The 18,082-nt window shown below is 66.7% G+C and carries 20 protein-coding genes; 13 read left to right on the forward strand and 7 right to left on the reverse strand.

Annotated features, from left to right (window positions below):
* Window positions 1-13: 13 nt before the first annotated feature.
* The 9 genes from rplB to OG225_RS38580 all read left to right on the forward strand — a co-directional run bounded on the left by rplB (window position 14) and on the right by OG225_RS38580 (window position 4,062).
* Window positions 14-850 (forward strand): 50S ribosomal protein L2, encoded by an 837-nt coding sequence (gene rplB / locus OG225_RS38540; RefSeq protein WP_109525363.1) that lies wholly within the window; start codon window positions 14-16, stop codon window positions 848-850.
* Window positions 851-865: 15 nt separating this feature from the next.
* Window positions 866-1,147: a 30S ribosomal protein S19 gene (rpsS, locus tag OG225_RS38545; protein ID WP_014349056.1), complete on the forward strand. Its 282-nt coding sequence runs from the start codon at window positions 866-868 to the stop codon at window positions 1,145-1,147.
* Entirely contained in the window at window positions 1,144-1,545 is a 402-nt protein-coding gene (gene rplV / locus OG225_RS38550) for a 50S ribosomal protein L22 (RefSeq protein WP_109525364.1), read from the forward strand. The genes rpsS and rplV overlap by 4 nt, the downstream gene beginning before the upstream one ends.
* Entirely contained in the window at window positions 1,546-2,349 is an 804-nt protein-coding gene (gene rpsC, locus OG225_RS38555) for a 30S ribosomal protein S3 (protein ID WP_109525365.1), read from the forward strand.
* 4 nt (window positions 2,350-2,353) lie between these two features.
* On the forward strand, window positions 2,354-2,770 hold the full coding sequence (gene rplP, locus OG225_RS38560; RefSeq protein WP_216912052.1) for a 50S ribosomal protein L16: 417 nt from the start codon (window positions 2,354-2,356) through the stop codon (window positions 2,768-2,770).
* Complete coding sequence (rpmC, locus tag OG225_RS38565) at window positions 2,770-3,009, forward strand: 50S ribosomal protein L29 (protein ID WP_109525367.1); 240 nt, start codon at window positions 2,770-2,772, stop codon at window positions 3,007-3,009. The genes rplP and rpmC overlap by 1 nt, the downstream gene beginning before the upstream one ends.
* Complete coding sequence (rpsQ, locus tag OG225_RS38570) at window positions 3,006-3,278, forward strand: 30S ribosomal protein S17 (RefSeq protein ID WP_405179570.1); 273 nt, start codon at window positions 3,006-3,008, stop codon at window positions 3,276-3,278. Before rpmC ends, rpsQ begins: the two co-directional genes overlap by 4 nt.
* Before the next feature lie 119 nt (window positions 3,279-3,397).
* Complete coding sequence (locus tag OG225_RS38575; RefSeq protein ID WP_405179571.1) at window positions 3,398-3,622, forward strand: ribbon-helix-helix domain-containing protein; 225 nt, start codon at window positions 3,398-3,400, stop codon at window positions 3,620-3,622.
* On the forward strand, window positions 3,619-4,062 hold the full coding sequence (locus OG225_RS38580) for a type II toxin-antitoxin system VapC family toxin (protein ID WP_405179572.1): 444 nt from the start codon (window positions 3,619-3,621) through the stop codon (window positions 4,060-4,062). The genes OG225_RS38575 and OG225_RS38580 overlap by 4 nt, the downstream gene beginning before the upstream one ends.
* Before the next feature lie 85 nt (window positions 4,063-4,147).
* Here the strand turns inward: OG225_RS38580 and OG225_RS38585 are convergent, their stop codons facing one another.
* Window positions 4,148-4,750, reverse strand: coding sequence for a YdeI family protein (locus tag OG225_RS38585; RefSeq protein ID WP_405179573.1), 603 nt, complete (start codon window positions 4,748-4,750; stop codon window positions 4,148-4,150).
* Between the two features lie 189 nt (window positions 4,751-4,939).
* Here OG225_RS38585 and OG225_RS38590 point away from each other — a divergent pair, with 189 nt between their 5' ends.
* Entirely contained in the window at window positions 4,940-5,743 is an 804-nt protein-coding gene (locus OG225_RS38590) for a phosphatase (RefSeq protein ID WP_405179574.1), read from the forward strand.
* A 14-nt stretch (window positions 5,744-5,757) separates the two neighbouring features.
* Here OG225_RS38590 and OG225_RS38595 read toward each other — a convergent pair whose 3' ends face one another.
* From OG225_RS38595 to OG225_RS38610, 4 genes are all read right to left on the reverse strand, one after another.
* The gene (locus tag OG225_RS38595; protein WP_405179575.1) at window positions 5,758-8,706 is read right to left on the reverse strand and encodes a hypothetical protein; all 2,949 of its coding nucleotides are present in this window, start codon (window positions 8,704-8,706) and stop codon (window positions 5,758-5,760) included.
* A gap of 430 nt (window positions 8,707-9,136) precedes the next feature.
* Window positions 9,137-9,880 carry a CPBP family intramembrane glutamic endopeptidase gene (locus OG225_RS38600; protein ID WP_405179576.1) on the reverse strand — a complete coding sequence of 248 codons (744 nt, stop codon included), beginning with the start codon at window positions 9,878-9,880 and terminating at the stop codon, window positions 9,137-9,139.
* 95 nt (window positions 9,881-9,975) lie between these two features.
* Window positions 9,976-10,917, reverse strand: a complete 942-nt coding sequence (locus OG225_RS38605; RefSeq protein ID WP_405179577.1) for an RluA family pseudouridine synthase — start codon at window positions 10,915-10,917, stop codon at window positions 9,976-9,978.
* Between the two features lie 107 nt (window positions 10,918-11,024).
* A complete protein-coding gene (locus OG225_RS38610; protein WP_405179578.1) occupies window positions 11,025-11,477 on the reverse strand; it encodes a TIGR03667 family PPOX class F420-dependent oxidoreductase in 453 nt (150 codons plus the stop codon).
* Window positions 11,478-11,645: 168 nt separating this feature from the next.
* Between OG225_RS38610 and OG225_RS38615 the strand changes: the two genes are divergently transcribed.
* Entirely contained in the window at window positions 11,646-13,490 is a 1,845-nt protein-coding gene (locus OG225_RS38615) for an ABC transporter ATP-binding protein (protein WP_405179579.1), read from the forward strand.
* Entirely contained in the window at window positions 13,487-15,223 is a 1,737-nt protein-coding gene (locus tag OG225_RS38620) for an ABC transporter ATP-binding protein (protein ID WP_405179580.1), read from the forward strand. Before OG225_RS38615 ends, OG225_RS38620 begins: the two co-directional genes overlap by 4 nt.
* A gap of 60 nt (window positions 15,224-15,283) precedes the next feature.
* Here the strand turns inward: OG225_RS38620 and OG225_RS38625 are convergent, their stop codons facing one another.
* Together OG225_RS38625 and OG225_RS38630 are read right to left on the reverse strand one after the other, a co-directional pair.
* On the reverse strand, window positions 15,284-15,991 hold the full coding sequence (locus OG225_RS38625; RefSeq protein ID WP_405179581.1) for a siderophore-interacting protein: 708 nt from the start codon (window positions 15,989-15,991) through the stop codon (window positions 15,284-15,286).
* A 132-nt stretch (window positions 15,992-16,123) separates the two neighbouring features.
* The gene (locus OG225_RS38630) at window positions 16,124-16,594 is read right to left on the reverse strand and encodes a hypothetical protein (protein WP_405179582.1); all 471 of its coding nucleotides are present in this window, start codon (window positions 16,592-16,594) and stop codon (window positions 16,124-16,126) included.
* A gap of 154 nt (window positions 16,595-16,748) precedes the next feature.
* Here OG225_RS38630 and OG225_RS38635 point away from each other — a divergent pair, with 154 nt between their 5' ends.
* Window positions 16,749-18,035 (forward strand): SidA/IucD/PvdA family monooxygenase, encoded by a 1,287-nt coding sequence (locus OG225_RS38635; RefSeq protein ID WP_405179583.1) that lies wholly within the window; start codon window positions 16,749-16,751, stop codon window positions 18,033-18,035.
* Window positions 18,036-18,082 lie beyond the last annotated feature (47 nt).

The following is an 18,082-nucleotide window of genomic DNA, read 5'->3' on the forward strand; positions in this document are numbered from 1 at the left end:
CAGAGAAGAACTCATGGCAATTCGTAAGTACAAGCCGACTACGCCGGGTAGGCGCGGGGCGTCCGTCTCGGACTTCGCCGAGATCACCCGGTCCACCCCCGAGAAGTCGCTGCTGCGTCCGCTGACCAAGAGCGGTGGCCGTAACGCGCACGGTCGTATCACCACCCGGCACCGCGGTGGCGGCCACAAGCGTGCCTACCGTCTGATCGACTTCCGTCGACTGGACAAGGACGGCATCCCGGCCAAGGTCGCTCACATCGAGTACGACCCGAACCGCACCGCGAATATCGCACTCCTGCATTTTGTCGACGGCGAGAAGCGCTACATCATCGCGCCGAAGGGCATCAAGCAGGGCACCCCGATCGAGTCCGGCCCCACGGCCGACATCAAGCCGGGTAACAACCTGCCGCTGCGCAACATCCCGACGGGTACCACCATCCACGCGGTGGAGCTTCGTCCGGGCGGCGGCGCCAAACTGGCCCGCTCGGCCGGTATGAGCATCCAGCTGCTCGGCAAGGAAGGCCCCTACGCCACGCTGCGTATGCCCTCCGGTGAAATCCGCCGCGTCGACGTGCGCTGCCGCGCCACCGTCGGCGAGGTCGGCAACGCCGAGCAGTCGAACATCAACTGGGGCAAAGCCGGCCGTATGCGCTGGAAAGGTCGCCGTCCCACGGTCCGTGGTGTCGTCATGAACCCGGTCGACCACCCGCACGGTGGTGGCGAGGGCAAGACCTCCGGTGGTCGCCACCCGGTCTCGCCGTGGGGTCAGCCGGAAGGCCGCACCCGCAAGCCCAACCGTCCGAGCGACAAGCTCATCGTCCGCCGTCGCAAGACCGGCAAGAAGCGCTGAAGGAGGAGGTAAGAAATGCCACGCAGCCTCAAGAAGGGCCCGTTCGTCGACGACCACCTCCAAGCGAAGGTGGACGTTCAGAACGACAAGGGCACCAAGCAGGTCATCAAGACCTGGTCCCGCCGTTCGACCATCACCCCGGATTTCATCGGTCACACCTTCGCCGTCCATGACGGTCGCAAGCACGTGCCGGTGTTCGTCTCCGAGAACATGGTCGGACACAAGCTGGGTGAGTTCGCGCCCACGCGCACGTTCAAGAGCCACGTGAAGGAAGACCGGAAGAGCAAGCGGCGATGACCACTGAGACTCAGAATCCGACTGCGCGCGCGACGGCCAAGCACGTTCGCGTGACCCCGATGAAGGCTCGTCGTGTCGTGGACCTGGTCCGCGGCAAGCGAGTCGAGGACGCCCTGGCGATCCTGAAGTTCGCGCCCCAGGCAGCGAGCGAGCCGGTCGCCAAGGTCGTGGCAAGCGCCGCGGCGAACGCCGAGAACAACCTCGGCCTCAACCCGGCGACCCTGGTGATCTCGACGGCCTACGTCGACGAGGGCGCCACCATGAAGCGTTTCCAGCCGCGGGCCCAGGGCCGTGCGTTCCGGATCCGCAAGCGCACCAGCCACATCACCATCGAGGTCGAGAGCGTTCCCACCGCCGGTGGATCCACTCGTAACCGCCGGAAGGGAGGGGCAAAGTAAATGGGACAGAAAATCAACCCCCATGGCTTCCGCCTCGGTATCACCACCGACTGGAAGTCGCGTTGGTACGCGGACAAGCAGTACGCGGACTACGTGAAGGAAGACGTCGCCATTCGCAAGCTCCTCGCCACCGGCATGGAGCGGGCGGGCATCTCGAAGGTCGAGATCGAGCGCACCCGTGATCGCGTCCGTGTGGATATCCACACAGCGCGTCCGGGCATCGTGATCGGCCGTCGTGGCGCGGAAGCCGACCGCATCCGCGCCGAGCTGGAGAAGCTCACCAAGAAGCAGGTGCAGCTGAACATCCTCGAGGTCAAGAACCCCGAATCGGATGCGCAGCTCGTTGCCCAGGGTGTGGCCGAGCAGCTCTCCAACCGTGTGGCGTTCCGTCGCGCGATGCGTAAGGCCATTCAGTCGGCCATGCGTTCGCCGAACGTCAAGGGCATCCGCGTGCAGTGCTCGGGCCGCCTCGGTGGCGCCGAAATGTCGCGCTCGGAGTTCTACCGTGAGGGTCGCGTTCCGCTGCACACGCTGCGTGCGGATATCGACTACGGCCTCTACGAGGCCAAGACCACCTTCGGTCGCATCGGTGTGAAGGTCTGGATCTACAAGGGCGACATCGTCGGTGGCAAGCGTGAGCTGACCGCCGCGAGCGCTCCGGCAGGCGATCGTGATCGTCCACGCCGCGAGCGTCCGAGCCGTCCGCGTCGGTCCGGGTCCGCCGGCACCACGGCGACCAGCACCGAGGCCGGACGCGCCGCCACCGCTGTGGCGGAGGCACCGGCAGAGACACAGGAGGGCTGAAGCAATGCTGATGCCTCGTAAGGTCAAGCACCGTAAGCAGCATCACCCCGGTCGTTCCGGCATGGCCAAGGGCGGCACCTCGGTGACGTTCGGCGAGTTCGGAATCCAGGCGCTGGAGCCGGCTTACGTGACCAACCGGCAGATCGAGTCGGCCCGTATCGCGATGACCCGCCACATCAAGCGTGGCGGCAAGATCTGGATCAACATCTACCCGGATCGCCCCCTCACCAAGAAGCCCGCCGAGACCCGCATGGGTTCCGGTAAGGGGTCGCCGGAGTGGTGGATCGCGAACGTCAAGCCCGGTCGCGTGATGTTCGAAATGTCGTACCCCAATGAGGAGACCGCTCGTGAGGCCCTGCGCCGCGCGATGCACAAGCTCCCCATGAAGTGCAGGATCGTGACCAGGGAGGAGCAGTTCTGATGGCTACCGAAACACCGGCCGCAGAGCTCCGCGAGCTCACCGAGGACGAACTCGTTTCCCGCCTGCGTGAGTCGAAGGAAGAGCTGTTCAACCTGCGCTTCCAGATGGCGACGGGTCAGCTGGACAACAACCGTCGGCTGCGCGTCGTTCGTCACGAGATCGCGCGCATCTACACGGTCATGCGCGAGCGCGAGCTCGGCCTGGCCACCGGACCCGCTGGCAAGGGAGATGCGGCATGACCGACAAAGTGGAAGGGCAGCGCAACAGCCGCAAGGTTCGCAGCGGCTACGTTGTCTCGGACAAGATGAACAAGACGATCGTCGTCGAGCTGGAAGACCGTCACCGGCACCCGCTCTACGGCAAGATCATTCGCACCACCTCCAAGGTGAAGGCGCACGACGAGAACGAGGTGGCCGGCGTCGGCGACCGCGTTCAGCTGATGGAGACCCGTCCTCTGTCGGCCACCAAGCGCTGGCGTCTGGTCGAGGTCCTGGAGCGGGCCAAGTAAGTCCGCTCCACGGCTGATAGTCGAACACCGAAGGCCCGCTTCCGTCCGGAAGCGGGCCTTCGGCAGTTGCCCGGCCCTGACTTTCCGAGCATTGGTATCACACTTGGTATCATCGGACTATGGCCTGGACGATGCGGCTCCCCGAGGATGAAGACGCTGCGCTCACCGCGCAGGCGGATGTCGAAGGGCGTTCCAAACACGAAATCACCCGTGACGCGCTTCGGCTCTATTTGATGCGCCACCGCAGCTGGGAGGGACCCCTGCTGACCGACGAGGAGACCTTCGATCTGGGTGGTCCCGTCGGCAAGGATGATATTCATGATGCGATGAACCGGTCGGCATGATTGTTGTCGCCGATACCTCCGGGCTTCTCGCGATCTTCAATAGGTCCGAACCCGAGCATTTCGCAGCTCGGCGAGCGGCCGACGCTGCCAGCGCGCTGATCGTCAGTCCGCTCACCCTCACCGAGGTTCACCACGTCGCGAGTGTCCGCGCAGGCCGCAAAGTAGCCGACGGCATTCTGGAGCTGGTGGCGGATCGAGCAGCCGCCACCCGAATCGCGATCGCGAATGTCGATGCGGCGCAGTTGCGCACTGCGATCGCGGTGCGCGCGGGCTATGACGGGTTGAACCTCGATCTGGTCGACGCGATCTGCGTAGCCATGGCCGATGAATACGATACCGACGCGATATTGACGCTGGATCGGCGTGACTTCCGGGTGTTGCGGCCGCTGAACAGATTCCCCGCATTCCGGATTCTGCCCGATGACCTCAGCTCGGCATAGGCCCCTGAGACTGTCCGGCATTCGGAGTGTTGGGTGATTGCGCATCGTTCCGCGACCGGGGTGGCGCACGTCGTTGTGGGTCCAGTCAGTGGGAGAGTTCGGTGAGGATGCGGGTCAGTTGGGTGGGGCGGGTGGTGGGGGTTGTCTTCATCAAGCGTAGGAACAGGGCGTAGCGGGCGGTGCGGTCCAGGTTGGTGAATCGGGTGCGGGCCGTGGGGTTTTCGGAGAGGGCCGCGGCGAGGTCGGGCGGGGTTGTCGCGGTGCGTTGGGGTTCGTAGGCGGATGACCAGCGGCCGTCGGATTCGGCGGAGGCGATGGCGGCGAAGCCGGGGGAGCGCATGCGGCCCGCGGCGATCAGGGTTTCGGCTTTGGCGACGTTGACCTGGGACCAGGGGCTTTTCGGGCGGCGGGGGGAGTAGCGCTGGAGGTAGTGGCGGGTGTCGAGGGAGCGGCGGTTGCTGTCGATCCAGCCGTAGCAGAGGGCGCCGTCGAGTGCCTCGGTGATGGTGATGGTGGTGCTGCCGGAATTCTTCTTGGCAATTTTCAGCCAGACGCCGGTGCTCGACGCGTGGTTGTCCGCGAGCCAGGATTCCCATGCGGCAGGGGTGGTGAGGTCGAGGATGTCGGCGGTGTCGCGTGATTCCATGGGGGCTCCCGGTGGCTCGAAGTGGTGGTTGCTATCGATCATCGCGGGGAAAGTGCTCATGGAATGAGCTGTTTGGGTGGGGATCGGTCCGGCCGGACATTCTCCGTCCGTCTCGGCGGATTCCTGGGATTTTCTTCGAAGAATGTCCGCTGGGAACGGGCGCGTCACGTTCGTCTGGTTGGGTGGTTCGGTGGGGTTGAACGGGCCCACCGAATATGCGGAGGTTCGGCAGTGGGATTCGGACAGGTCGATCGACGGGCGCTGCGGGAGCAGTTGGTGCGGACTCGGATCGCGGGGGATGTCGCGACACCGAGGGAGGTGAATCTCGAGCATCTCCGGCGCATGGTGGGCAAGGATCCGCACTATCAGTTCGGGTTGACGTTGAAGGATTGGACCTTCGACGAAGCCCTCGACATGATGGCGAGGCTGTGCGGGGTGAGCTCGGACGCGTGCTTCCTGCGCGGCGTGGACACCATCGACCCCGATCTCACGCTCGATGCCCTCGACGTGATGGGCACGAGGATCGGGGAGGCGGCCGGGCGGCGGGAAACGGTGCTGCTCGCCACCGGTCATCCGGGCACCCTCATGAATGTCTATCGCGCGGTGGAGGATCGGCTGCGTGCGGTGGGTTGTGCCGTGCTCACGCCCGCCGCGGGCTGGTCCTACGAGGCCGACGAACACTACGGTCCGCGCCGTCGAGAAATCCGGTACAACTCGGGGGTCGCGGCCGTGGTCCGGCCAGACGGCGCACCCGCCCACACCCACGATCCGCATCCGATGCGGGCGATGCTGCGCGAACTCGACAACGGCTCGTGGCCGGATCTGGTCATCGCCGATCACGGTTGGGCGGGCGCGGCGGGTGATGCCGGTATCGATGTCGTCGGATTCGCCGACTGCAACGATCCCGCGCTGTTCGCGGGGCAGGCCGAAGGCAAGATCGTCGTGACGGTGCCGCTGGACGACGGCATCCGACCCGAGGAGCACTACGAACCGCTGATCGCCTACCTGCTCGCCCGTGCCGGACTGTCCGAGTGATCGACCTCGCCTGATCAGCTCACGGCGAAGGGCCGACGAACCTTGACCACCGCGTCGAGCACCCTCGTCACGGCGGAGGTGGGGACGCCGACCTCGTTGCCGATGCCCGCCGGGGTCCACGACTGATCCGCGAGGGTCAGGATCTCCGCGACCTGACCGACCGGGAGCCGGGAGAAACCACGATCGATGATGGTGCGGGCCACCGACCAGATCTCCACATCCCCGTCCGCGTCGGGATCGGGTTCGTCGAATTCGGGCTCGAGGTCGTTGACGGCGTTGCGTGCGGCGGCGATGGCGTCCAGGGTGAGGCGCGGGTGGCGCGGTTCCGGGCCGGGATCGGCGTCGAGGGTGAGCTGTTCGGTATCCACCGCCGCGCTCTGATCGGCGGAGGCCGGGAAGGTGGAGCGCGGGGTCCTTCGGTGGGATTCCGCCGGGGCGGGCTGGTCGGTACCGGGGAGGTCTTCGAGGGGGATCAGCGGGGGTTCGGCGGGCCGGGTGGCGGTGGGGGCGCTGTTGACGAGGGCGGATCCTGCGGGGTGGCCGTTCATGGCGTTTCGACGCGCGGCGCGTTGGTCGGCCAATGATGTGACCGCCCCGCTGGTCCGGTGCGGGAGCGGTGCGAGGGTTGCCGTCGCGATGGACGGTTCGGGACTGGCCGACGGGAACTCGGTTGTGATTGCGGGATCGGAATTGCCGGACGAGTGGTTCGACTCGGCTGCCGAGTCTTCGCTGCGCGGGTTGTCGGTCGAGCTGTCGTGACCTGCGGTCGACGCGTGTGTGTGCGCGTCGGTGACGGTGATGGCGTCGACCTCGGTCGCGGTGTGGGTGCCATCCGTGGTGGTGTTTTCACGATCGGATTCGATGCTTCGCGTGGTGAAGTCGGGTTCCGCCGGTGTGGATGCCGTCGCACCGGATTCGGCGCTGGGATGTGCGTGGCCGTTCAGGTCGCTGACCGCTCCGCTGTGGTCGGGGCGGCCGACCACAGCGCGTTGCACCGATTCGGTCACGGTGTCGCGTCCGTCGATGTTCGGCGCGACGGCGGTATGGGAATCGTCCGCTCCTGGCGTCACACCATCGTGAGCCGGAGCCGGAGCCGGAGCCGGAGCCGGAGCCGGAGTCGGCGCAGGAGCGGGAGTCGGAGCCGGAGTCGGCGCAGGAGCGGGAGTCGGCGCAGGAGTGGAAGCCGGAATCTGAACCGAAGCCGGAATCTGAGCTGGAGACGGAATCTGAACTGGAGACGGAGCCTGAACCGAGGGCGGAACCGAAGACGCAGGCGTCGAATCGAATTCGCGGTGAACCGGTGCACTGTCGGTCGCCGTCGGGACGCCGGGCCCATCCGAGGGCCGGGTGTATTCCTGGGCCAGTTCGGATACGTTGCCGCCGTTGCCGCCGTTGCCGCCGTTGCCGCCGTTGCCGCCGTTGCCGCCGTTGCCGCCGTTGCCGCCGTTGCCGACGGACGCAGCGGACGAGGCGTGCGTGTCGGAGGCGGCCTCATCCGCCTCTGCGACAAGTGTTCCGTCAACATCGACGGCGTACTCGTCACGGACGGATGCCGCCACATCGCGCCGGACAGATTCGCGCTGCTCCACGAACTCCGGTGCGGACTCCTCCAGCGCGGAGAACCCGAGTCCCCGCCTCTGATCCGCATTCCGCTCGGCCGGATGGACAGCCGACCCGTCGACGGGCCGATCGGATCGAGGGGCAGGGTGGGGCACCGAATCGTCGGGACCGTGCACCGTGCGCCCGTTCGGCGTGCGGACGGTGCGACCGTTCGCACGCCCGGTGGCGCGTGCCGCACCGTTCACTCCGGTCCGCAGGTCGGCGACCGACACCAGTTCGTGGGTGAAGATCTCCGAGGCGCGGTCGTCCCACCGTGCCGACGGCTCGTTGCCGTTGCGACGCTTGGGCTCGTTGCCGTTGTGTCCCGAATGCGCTGTGGAGCCGTTGACGCCGTTGTGTCCGTTCCTGCCGTTGTGCTCGCGGTGCGGCGCGATGTCGCCCTCGTGTCCGTTGCGTCGCGGACGCTCGGTCGGACCGGGGCGACCGAGCAGTGTCATCGGGATCGGTGACGACAGGGGCTCGTCACCGGAACGCCCGTCTTCGACGGCCCGCTCGGCACTCGTGTCGCCGCGATGTTCGCGGTACTCGTCGCCCGCCGACGACGACGCGTAGATACTTCCGCCCAGTTTCGGCGCTGCCGTGTCGTCGACGATCGGCACACTGTCGATGAGCTGCGCGTATCGGGTGGCGACCCAGGCGTGCAGCCAGATGACCACGCCGACCATGACCGGTGCGATGGCGAATTCGGCGGCTTTGCCCCAGTGTCCGGCGGCCAGGTGCGGGCCGGTGTTGAGCGCGACGGTGGTGCCGAGCAGCGCGGTCTCGAAGACGACCACCTTGCCGCGCGGCAGTTCTCTGCCCCAGCTGGCGGCGGTGGTCGCGACCACCATGATCGTGATGATCGGGATCGAGATCATCGCCTCGATGCCGTAGCTCAGCCAGTACAGCGGATCGGACATGTCGCCACTGGGCACCAGATTGTGCTGCACGTTGACCCCGGCCCAGACCATGCCGAGGACGACGACGCCGATCAGCACCCGCGACGACCATTCGGCGCGTCGGTAGAGCTGAGCGAGCCTGGCGTCCTGGTTCGCGACCCGTCGGCGTGCGGCGAGCGCGCGCCGATGCCATCTGGCATCGGCTTCGTCGGCTCGTTGAATGGAGGTGGCGGTGCGACGGTCGCGTTTCTCGGCGGCCAGTTCGTCCTGGACCGAGCGTCGCCGCTGACCGCGTCGTTGCGCGCGGATCCACTCGGCGAGTTCGCGTTCGGCCATGATCTCGGCGTCGGAGAGTACCTCTACCAGGGCGGCGTCGTGCTGGAGCGGCAGCATGCCACGGGCCGTCGCGACCCGGTCCGCCAGCGCGGCGATCTCGGAGGTGCCGGTCGACTGTTCGTCGGGCATCGCGAACCTTCCCTGGAACGGGTATCGTGCCGATTCATCGGTGGCGACAAAGTTGCTCGAACATATGTTTGAACGCAGTGAGAGTAATCCCGCTGCCCCGCCGCGGTCAATGCCACGTGGGGGCGTGTTGTGAACAACGCATATTTACCCCGGTGGGCATCGGTTGAATGATGAAGCTCACGGCGCGCACGGCCGTGCGAACCGCCGGGACGCGGGGGCTCGATACCGGGGAATGCCGTCGACGGTCCGCCGGAATCAGGCCGTGTTCACCGATGATTTCGCGCGCTCGCGCCGCTGATTCGCGACGTCGTGATATGCCCGAGATACGTCGAAAACGAATAAAGGAATGGCATGCGAAAGCGGCCGTTCGGACCGATTCGTCGGTTCGCGGGAAATGATTGCGACGAACTTGCCGACCGCTCCGAAATGGTCAGGAGACGGTGGTGTGCCAGACGATGGCGGCGGCGAGCGCGCCCGCGCCGTTGACCGACCAGTGCAGTGCGATCGGGGCCAGCAGGCTGCCGCTGCGGCGGCGCAACCAGGTGAAGACGACACCGGCGACCGCGGTGGCGGCCACTGCCAGCGCGATGCCAGCGATCTGACCGACGACGCCGCCGCCGAGGAATCCGGACAGGCCGCGATTGTTGGAGGTCAGGCCGAACGAGGAGGCGATATGCCACAGACCGAAAAGCAGTGATCCGGCGGCGAACACCCCGCGTGCGCCATAGGCCCGATCGAGGGTTCCGTGCAGGACGCCGCGGAAGGCGAGTTCCTCCGGGATCACCGTCTGCAACGGGATCACGATCATCGAGGCGATGAGCGCGCCGGAGATCGTGGCGTAGCGGTCGGCCAGGAAGAAGGGGCGGGTCATCGGCAATAGCGCGCCGATTGCCACGGCGGTGAGGACGACGCCGACTGCGGCGAGCGCGTAGAGGGTGCCGCGTCGCCAGTGCCGGGGTGAGAGACCGAGTTCGGACCATCCGAGACCGCGCCTGCGCACCAGCGCGAGCAGCACGATCGCGGCGACGGGAACGGTGACGATACTCGCCCACGCGGTGGTGAAATGCGCGATCAGATTGGTTCCCGCGAGAACGACGACAACGACGGCCACATCGATATAGGCATGCAGGAGGGGGCGGGGCGGGGCCGCTTCCTCGAGGTCGGTTCCAAGCACCCGGCCCAGTGTACGGACGGACTCCGAGTCCGCGAGTGTTTGTGACGCAACCATCGTCACCGGGGAACGGTCCTGGTCAGGGGTAGCGGAACCGGTTACCCGCCGCCGGAACCCGCCCACCCGTGGGGATCGGTCCACACCTGGAGCGACCGCTGTGTCCGGAACTGCCGGAGTTCCCCACTGATCGGATCGGTGAACTCCAGCGCGGCGGCCAGTAATTGCAGCGGTCGGGTGAAATCGTCGACCGGTTTGTCGGTCACCCTCGGGTAGAAGTCGTCGCCCAGGATCGGCACGCCGAGGCTGTTCATATGCAGTCGCAGTTGATGGGTGCGCCCGGTGTGCGGCCGCAATCGGTAGCGTGCGAGTCCGTCGCGCTCCTCGACCAGTTCCACCACGGTCTCGGCATTGGGTTCGCCCTCCACCTCCCGCGCGGCGAGCACCTGCTTCTCCTTGACGATGCGGCTGCGCACGGTCCTCGGCAGCGTCAGCGTCGGATCGTAGGGCGCGATGGCCTCGTATTCCTTGCGCACCGTACGACGGTGGAACATCGTCTGATAGGCGCCGCGCCTGGCGGGATCGATGATGAACAGCACCAGCCCCGCGGTCACCCGGTCGAGTCGATGGGCGGGTATGAGGTCGGGCAGGTCGAGTTCGTGCCGCAACCGCACCAGCGCGGTCTGCCGGATGTGCTGTCCGCGCGGAATCGTCGCCAGGAAATGTGGTTTGTCGATGACGAGCAGGGTGTCGTCGCGGTGCACGATGCCGATGTCGAACGGGACATCGGTCTCGAGCGGCAGATCGCGGTGGAACCAGACGGCCCCGCCGGGTGCGTAGGGTGCGTCCGGAGCGATGGGGCCGTCCATGTCGACGATGGCGCCTGCGCGCAACAGTTCATCGATCCGCGCGGGATCGACCCGGGGCAGCCGTTCGACCAGGTGTTCCCGGATGGTTGCCCACGTACCGTCCTCCGGCAGCCGTAGCCGGGCCGGATCCAAGCCGAACCGCTTGGGCAACGGCGGCTGCTGCCTCCTTCTCATCGGAGACGACCCTAGTCGTCGGCTGTCCAGGGCCGACGACCGGTCGAAATTCGACGCCGGGGAGCGGTCGAAAATATCGTTGTGCAGGCGCTGCGGATCGGAACGACTCAGAATCCGCGCAGTCGATCGGGCGTGATTCGGATAGCGGCGGAGTATTCGGCGTAGAACTGCTCGGGTGTCATCGAGATGCTGACCATGCCTTCGGTGTATTTCGTTGTGTAAGCGGCGATTTCCGCTTCGCTCGGGGGTTCGTCGGCGATACGGGCGGCGCCGGTGAGAACGGTGACCTCGTCGCCCCACTCGGTGCAGTTGAGGTTCAGAGAAACTCGTGAATTACGAATGATATTCCGAACTTTCGGCTTGTCGTCCTGGCTGAATATCAGGAATTCGCCGTCACGCCATTGGAACCACACCGGATTCGGCTGGGGTGTGCCGCTCGGGCCGACGGTGGTCAGCCAGATGACGTGCTCGCTGTTCAATCGGGCGGTGATTTTGGCGCCGAGTTCGGTCTCGGTGTCGACGACGGACGGTGCTGAGCGATCGGATGCCGTAGAGGTCATGCCGTGCACAACGCGGCGGTCCGGCGCGCGATTCCGTATGTGTCCGAGTTGTCCGGTCTTCGCGAGACGCCGGGAGCGGGTAACTTAGCCTTACCTATCTTCCTCGCGCCGACTATGTGAAGATGAGGCCGATTCGGTGAGCCACACGAGCGCGAGAGGCGAGGTCCAATGACGGTGGAGGTCACGCCGCTACCCACGGCGGAGACGGGGAACCGGCCACCCAAGACGGTGGCGAAGGAACGTAAACAGCAGGAAGCCCAGGCCCGCAAGGAAATTCTCGCGCCCGTCAGACCGGCACTGACGGCGGCGAGCATCATCATCGCCATCTCGTCGGTCTGCAACGTGGTTCCGTTCATCCTGATCGTCGAGGCGTGCCGGGAACTGCTCGATGATCCGGTCGACACCGATCGCGTGTGGTGGCTGCTCGGCGGCGCGGTCGTTGTCCTGGTCGTCCGAGGTCTGTTGCAGGCCGTCGCGCTGACCTGGTCGCACCTGGTCGACGCCGGTTATCAATTGACCGTGCGCCGGGCGCTGGCGGAGAAACTGACCAGGGTGCCGCTCGGCTGGTTCGGCGAGCGCACCTCGGCCGAGGTGAAGAAATACCTCCAGGACGACGTCGAGGCCCTGCACTATCTGGTCGCGCACGCGCGACTGGAATTCGTCGGCGCGCTCGTCATGCCGCTGGTCACCCTCGGCTATCTGTTCACCGTCGACTGGCGGATGACCCTCGTCCTGCTGCTTCCCCTGGTGTTCTACGCGGTCACGCTGGCCATGATGATGGATCAGAACAGTCGTGACCGGCTCGCGGTCTACAACCGCTGGGAGCAGCGGACGCGGGAGGCGACCATCGAATTCGCCGACGGTATCCAGGTGGTGCGCGCGTTCGGACAAGCGGGCAAGGCGCACAGCGTGTACCAGGAGGCCGTGGATTCGCAGGCCGGCAGTTTCGATCGGTGGAAGACGCCGATCATCCGGTTGCAGGCCGTTTCCGACGTCGTGATCGCCCCGGTTTTCGTGATGCTGGTGATCGTGGCCGCCGGGCTGGGCGCGGTCGGACTCGAGTGGCTGGAGCCGCTCGATATCCTGCCGTTCCTGCTGGTCGGCCTCGGACTCGGCAGCGCGCTGCTCGGACTCGGCTACGGCGGACAGGCGTTGCGCGCGGCGAGCGCGGCGGTGCTGCGACTGCACGACCTACAGCAGACCCCCGAACTGCCCGCGGGCGCGGGGGCGACGCAGGACCCGGCGACCGCGGGAACGGTTCGGTTCGAATCCGTCGAATTCGGTTACCGCGACGACCATTCGGTGCTGCGCGATGTCAGCTTCGAGTTGACGCCGGGCACGCTGACCGCGCTCGTCGGCCCGAGCGGTTCGGGCAAGTCGACGCTGGCCAAGCTGCTTCCCCGTTTCTACGATGTGAACGCGGGCCGGATCACCATCGGGGGCCGCGATATTCGCGAGTTCACCACCGAGGAGCTATATCGCACCGTCGGATTCGTCTTCCAGGACGTCCGGCTGATTCGCGGCACGATTCGCGACAACCTCCGGCTGGCTCGCGAGGACGCCGACGACGCCGCGCTGGAGCAGGCCGCGCGCGCGGCCCAGATCCATGATCGGATCATGGCGTTGCCGCGCGGCTACGACTCCGAGATCGGCGGCGACGCCAGTCTGTCCGGCGGCGAGGCGCAAAGGCTCTCGATCGCCCGCGCCCTGCTCGCCGACAGTCCGGTGCTCGTGCTCGACGAGGCGACCGCCTTCGCCGATCCGGAATCGGAGGCGGCGGTGCAGGACGCGCTCGCGGTCCTGGTCGCCGGGCGCACGGTGCTGGTGATCGCGCATCGTCTGCACACCATCACCGGTGTCGATCGAATCCTGGTGCTGGAGGGGGGAACCCTGGTGGAACAGGGTGACCACGAGAGTCTGCGCGAGGCGGGCGGCACCTATCAGCGACTGTGGGAGATCAACGAGGCGGCGCTGAGCACGGTCGCGCTGATCGGAAGCGAGGAGTCCCGATGATCGGCACATTGCTCGGGCTGGTTCCGGCCCGATTCGCCCCGCTCACGCCGAAGCTGCTCGCGGCCATCGTCGCACAGTCGCTGAGCCAGGCCGCCGCGTATCTGCTGTTGGTGCCGACGCTGGAGGCGGTGTTCGACGACGATCTGGAGCGCGCGTGGGTCTGGGCGCTGGGCATGCTGGCCGCCGTCGTCGCTTTCGCGGTCTTCGGATACCTCCAGGCGTCGATCGGCCTGCGCATCGCGGTGGGCATGCAACGCGGATTGCAGACCCGGATCGGTGACCATCTCAACGCCCTGCCGCTCGGGTGGTTCGAAACCCGCAGTTCCGGTCGGCTTTCGCGGATCGCCGTGGAGAATGTCCGCGAAATCCAGGGCGCGGTGGCCTATCTGGTCGCCAAGGTGCTCGGCGGCGTCGTCGTTCCGCTCGGTGTCGCGCTCGGCATGCTGCTGATCGATTGGCGAATCGCGCTGGCCATGCTGCTCTCGGCCCCGGTGCTGTTCGCGATCAACGGCGTGGCGGGGCGGGCCTATCAGCGCGCCGACGCACACGCGCACGAGGCGGCGGCCGAGGCCGACGCCCGCGTGGTCGAATTCGCCCAGGCCCAGTCGGTGCTGCGCGCGTTCGGGGCCGTCGGCGCGGGGAACAAAGCGCTGGACTCCGCGCTGCACCGGCAGCGGGCGGCGATCGCGCGCCAGGTCTTCACCTCGGTACCGGGGTTGATCGTGTTCGCGCTGTTCGTGCAGGCGGTGTTCCTGGTGCTGGCCTACATCGTCGTCGCGCGGGTGACCGACGGCGCGATCTCGGTCGCCGCGGCCATCGCGCTGATCGCGGTCAGTTCGCGGTTCATCGAACCGCTCAATCTTGCCGCGCAGTTGGAGAACGGCCTGCGCGCCGCCGCGACCGCCGTGGAGCGGGTCAGCGCTCTGCTGGACGAGCCGACGTTGCCCGAGGCGAGCGCGCCCGTGACGCCGGGGGCGGCGACGGTCGTCTTCGACGGTGTGAGTTTCGGCTACCGGCCGGGTGAACCCGTGCTGACCGATATCACCTTCAGCGTGCCCGCGGGCACGACGACGGCGATCGTCGGGCCGAGCGGCGCGGGTAAGACGACACTGCTTCGACTGGCCGCGCGGTTCTACGACGTGGACTCCGGTCGGGTCGCGGTGGGCGAACACGATGTGCGCGAACAGCCGTCGGATACGCTGCTCGATCAGCTCTCGTTGGTGTTCCAGAACGTCTACCTGTTCGACCGTTCGGTGGCCGAGAACATCCGGATCGGCAAACCGGACGCGTCCGAGGAGCAGTTGTGGCGGGCGGCGACCGCGGCTCGGGTCGACGAGATCGTGGAGCGCCTTCCCGACGGTATGGACACCGCCGTCGGGGAGGGTGGCGCGGCGCTGTCCGGCGGTGAGCGGCAACGTGTTTCGATCGCACGCGCGTTGCTCAAGGACGCGCCGATCGTATTGCTCGACGAGGCGACCAGCGCGCTCGACCCGCACAGTGAGGCCGTCGTGGTGCGCGGCGTGCACGAATTGACCAGGGGCAAAACGGTTATCGTGGTCGCGCATCGGCTGGCGACCGTCGCCCACGCCGATCAGATCTTGTTCGTCGACGGCGGCACGATCGTCGAACGCGGGACACACGAGGAGTTGCTCGCGCTCGCGGGCCGATACGCCGATTTCTGGAACGAGAGGTCGCGCGCCGTGGGTTGGCGTCTGGAACCCGCTGCGGTCTGACAACTTTCGTGACGGTGCCGCCCGCTACTCGAAGTAACGGGCGGCACCGTCATGTGACGACTATTTCCAGTAGGCCTGGTATTTGATCGAATTCTTCGACAGGCCGTGTGTGGTCCGCAGGGTTTTGACGATCGAACGGGTGGTGGCGCCGTCGCAGGCGACCCAGCCGAACGCGTCGGTACCGCAGGTGATTTCGAGTGCCTGCTCGCGCAGCAGCCTGCCGTCGTCGACGCGCTGCCACCAGCTCACCTCGTGATGTGGCTTGTTGCGCACCGGCAGGGTCTTGTCCGATTCGTACTGCCATTCCAGCCACACTCGCGCCGGCGTGTCGCCGATGGCGTCGAGCAGCGAATTGATCGCGGGCAGCGAGGCGGTGTCACCGAAGACGAGGTATTCGCTCGGAGCGGTCTGCGGCAGTTCGAATTTCGAGCCGAGCACGCTCGCGTCCAGTGGGTCGCCGACCGAGGCGTTCCTGGCCCACTCGGCGGCGGGTCCGTGGTGCAGAGCGAATTCCATCGAGAACCGATCACCTTCGGGATCGGGATCGACGAGGGTGAAGGCGCGTTGGTGCAGTTTCTCGCTGCCCTCCTCCGGAATCCACACGCGCACCCACTGGGTGGGATGCACCGGATGGTCGGCGAGCAGGCCGCCCGCGTCGAAGCCGAGCCGGACGAATTTGTCGGTCACCTCTTCGGTCGAGGTGACGGTGAGCCGGTAGTCCTTTCCGCCCCACGCCTTGACCACGACGCCGTTGAATCCTCTGCTCATGCGACTGAGGGTAACCTAATAAAGCTACCGGCGTCACGGGCGCGAGCCCGAGGGACGCGGAATGCCCCGCACCGAGGCGGGGCATTCCGGTTGTCGCGGTGTCGTACCGCGTTCAGTCGACGGTGACGGCGTTCAGCAGCCCGTGCCGACGAAGTTGCCGATTTCGCAGACGGATTCCTGGGTCAGCTTCCAGGTGCCGTTGATCTGGCGCCAGGAGAAGTCGAAGTACCACGGGTCGTAACCGTCGGTGGCGGTCAGCAGACGGGCGTACACCACGTCGCCGTCGTTGGTGACCGGACCGACGACATCCCAGTGCCAGCCGGCGGGCGCGATGGCGATCAGGGTGGCGGCGCGATCGAACGCGGGCAGGCCCGCCTCGCCGTTCTCCAGTTCGGCGGCGCGCGCCGAACGTGACGCACCCGTGTTGAACAGCACCGATACCTTGGCTCGGAGTTCGCCGACACCGGGGGTGTTCGCGCGCATCGGGGCCGTCATCGGGGCGGCCTGGGCGACCGCGGTGGTAGCGACGGTGCCGAGGCCACCCGTCAGGACCGAGGCCGCGACCGCGATGGCGGCCATGGTCTTTCGGCTGATTCCGATCATGTGTTCATTCCAATCGTTCCAGTGTGCGGTTCGCCCACGGGTTGGGTCGAGCGCGCGCCTTCACTGTAAGGTAAGCCTATGCAAACATAGATGCAAAGTGTTGGTCGACGTGGGCGCGCCCACGAGTATGACGCGAGTCGAGAGGGGAGTACCGGTGGGAACACTAGTAGTGGTCGGGGCCGGGCCGAAGGCCATCGCGGTCGCGGCCAAGGCCCATGTGCTGCGTGAACTGGGTCTGCCCGCGCCGCGCGTCGTGGTGGTCGAAGCCCAGGCGGTCGGGGGGAATTGGCTTCCGACGGGTGGCTGGACCGACGGGCAACACCGGCTCGGCACGAGTCCCGAGAAAGATATCGGCTTCCCGTACCACTCCACCTGGGCGCGCGGGCGCAACCGGGACATCAACGACGCCATGATGGCCTTCAGCTGGACCTCGTTCCTCGTCGACCAGGGCACCTACGCCGAGTGGATCGACCGGGGCAGGCCGAGTCCGCAGCACCACGTCTGGGCCAAGTACCTGCAATGGGTCGCGCGCGCAGTCGATCTCGAAGTCGTCTACGGCACCGTCGACTCGATCGCCGCAGCGGCCGACGGCTGGCGGGTGACCGCGCTGGACGGCGACGGCGTCGCCACCGAGATCGAGGCGGACGGCCTGATGATCACCGGCCAGGGCCGCAGTCAGAAGGCGCTCGCGAAACATCCCAAGGTGCTCAGCATCGCGCAGTTCTGGGATCTCGCGGGCAAGCGCAGTCTCCCCGTCGCCTCCCGGGTCGCCGTGATCGGCGGCGGTGAGACCGCGGGTTCCGCGCTGGACGAGTTGATTCGGCACGGCATGCTGTCGATCTCGGTGATCTCGCCGATGGCGACCATCTACACCCGCGGCGAGAGCTATTTCGAGAATTCGCTTTTCAGCGATCCCATCAAATGGGGCACGCTCAGCGTCGACGAGCGCCGCGATGTCATCCGGCGCACCGATCGCGGCGTGTTCTCGGTCCGGGTTCAGGAGAGTCTGCTCGCCGACAACCGCGTGCACCACATGCAGGGCCGGGTGGTGCGGGTCGCGGATCAGGACGACTGCGTCGCGCTGACCCTGCGCAACGAGATGCGTCCGGACCAGTTGCACACCTGCGATCTGGTGATCGACGCGACCGGCGGCCGTCCGCTGTGGTTCCTCGACCTGTTCGACGCCGATGCCGAGGATCTGCTCGAACTCGCCGTCGGCGGAGAGTTGACGCACGCCAGGATCGAGGCGTCCATCGGTTACGACCTGGCGGTCTCGGGTCTGGACAGCAAGTTGTACCTGCCGAATCTGGCCGCGCTGGCCCAGGGGCCGGGATTCCCGAATCTCAGTTGCCTCGGCGCGCTTTCGGATCGGGTGTTGCAGACGGCGACGGTGCGCCAATCCGCGGGCAGGCGTCGCAAATCCGCCGTTCCCGTCGACTGATCCGGTCGACGACCCGGCCCGGCTGAAATAGGCTAGGCTAACCTTTG

It is taken from the genome of Nocardia sp. NBC_01377 (assembly GCF_045040005.1).
GTDB classification, from domain to species: domain Bacteria; phylum Actinomycetota; class Actinomycetes; order Mycobacteriales; family Mycobacteriaceae; genus Nocardia; species Nocardia noduli.

Excerpts from the sequence above, each read along its gene's own strand:
- rplB (WP_109525363.1), top strand. The coding sequence starts at position 14 with ATGGCAATTCGTAAGTACAAGCCGACTACGCCGGGTAGGCGCGGGGCG.
- rpsS (WP_014349056.1), top strand. The coding sequence starts at position 866 with ATGCCACGCAGCCTCAAGAAGGGCCCGTTCGTCGACGACCACCTCCAA.
- rplV (WP_109525364.1), top strand. The coding sequence starts at position 1,144 with ATGACCACTGAGACTCAGAATCCGACTGCGCGCGCGACGGCCAAGCAC.
- rpsC (WP_109525365.1), top strand. The coding sequence starts at position 1,546 with ATGGGACAGAAAATCAACCCCCATGGCTTCCGCCTCGGTATCACCACC.
- rplP (WP_216912052.1), top strand. The coding sequence starts at position 2,354 with ATGCTGATGCCTCGTAAGGTCAAGCACCGTAAGCAGCATCACCCCGGT.
- rpmC (WP_109525367.1), top strand. The coding sequence starts at position 2,770 with ATGGCTACCGAAACACCGGCCGCAGAGCTCCGCGAGCTCACCGAGGAC.
- rpsQ (WP_405179570.1), top strand. The coding sequence starts at position 3,006 with ATGACCGACAAAGTGGAAGGGCAGCGCAACAGCCGCAAGGTTCGCAGC.
- OG225_RS38575 (WP_405179571.1), top strand. The coding sequence starts at position 3,398 with ATGGCCTGGACGATGCGGCTCCCCGAGGATGAAGACGCTGCGCTCACC.
- OG225_RS38580 (WP_405179572.1), top strand. The coding sequence starts at position 3,619 with ATGATTGTTGTCGCCGATACCTCCGGGCTTCTCGCGATCTTCAATAGG.
- OG225_RS38585 (WP_405179573.1), bottom strand. The coding sequence starts at position 4,750 with ATGATCGATAGCAACCACCACTTCGAGCCACCGGGAGCCCCCATGGAA.
- OG225_RS38595 (WP_405179575.1), bottom strand. The coding sequence starts at position 8,706 with ATGCCCGACGAACAGTCGACCGGCACCTCCGAGATCGCCGCGCTGGCG.
- OG225_RS38605 (WP_405179577.1), bottom strand. The coding sequence starts at position 10,917 with ATGAGAAGGAGGCAGCAGCCGCCGTTGCCCAAGCGGTTCGGCTTGGAT.
- OG225_RS38610 (WP_405179578.1), bottom strand. The coding sequence starts at position 11,477 with ATGACCTCTACGGCATCCGATCGCTCAGCACCGTCCGTCGTCGACACC.
- OG225_RS38615 (WP_405179579.1), top strand. The coding sequence starts at position 11,646 with ATGACGGTGGAGGTCACGCCGCTACCCACGGCGGAGACGGGGAACCGG.
- OG225_RS38620 (WP_405179580.1), top strand. The coding sequence starts at position 13,487 with ATGATCGGCACATTGCTCGGGCTGGTTCCGGCCCGATTCGCCCCGCTC.
- OG225_RS38625 (WP_405179581.1), bottom strand. The coding sequence starts at position 15,991 with ATGAGCAGAGGATTCAACGGCGTCGTGGTCAAGGCGTGGGGCGGAAAG.
- OG225_RS38630 (WP_405179582.1), bottom strand. The coding sequence starts at position 16,594 with ATGATCGGAATCAGCCGAAAGACCATGGCCGCCATCGCGGTCGCGGCC.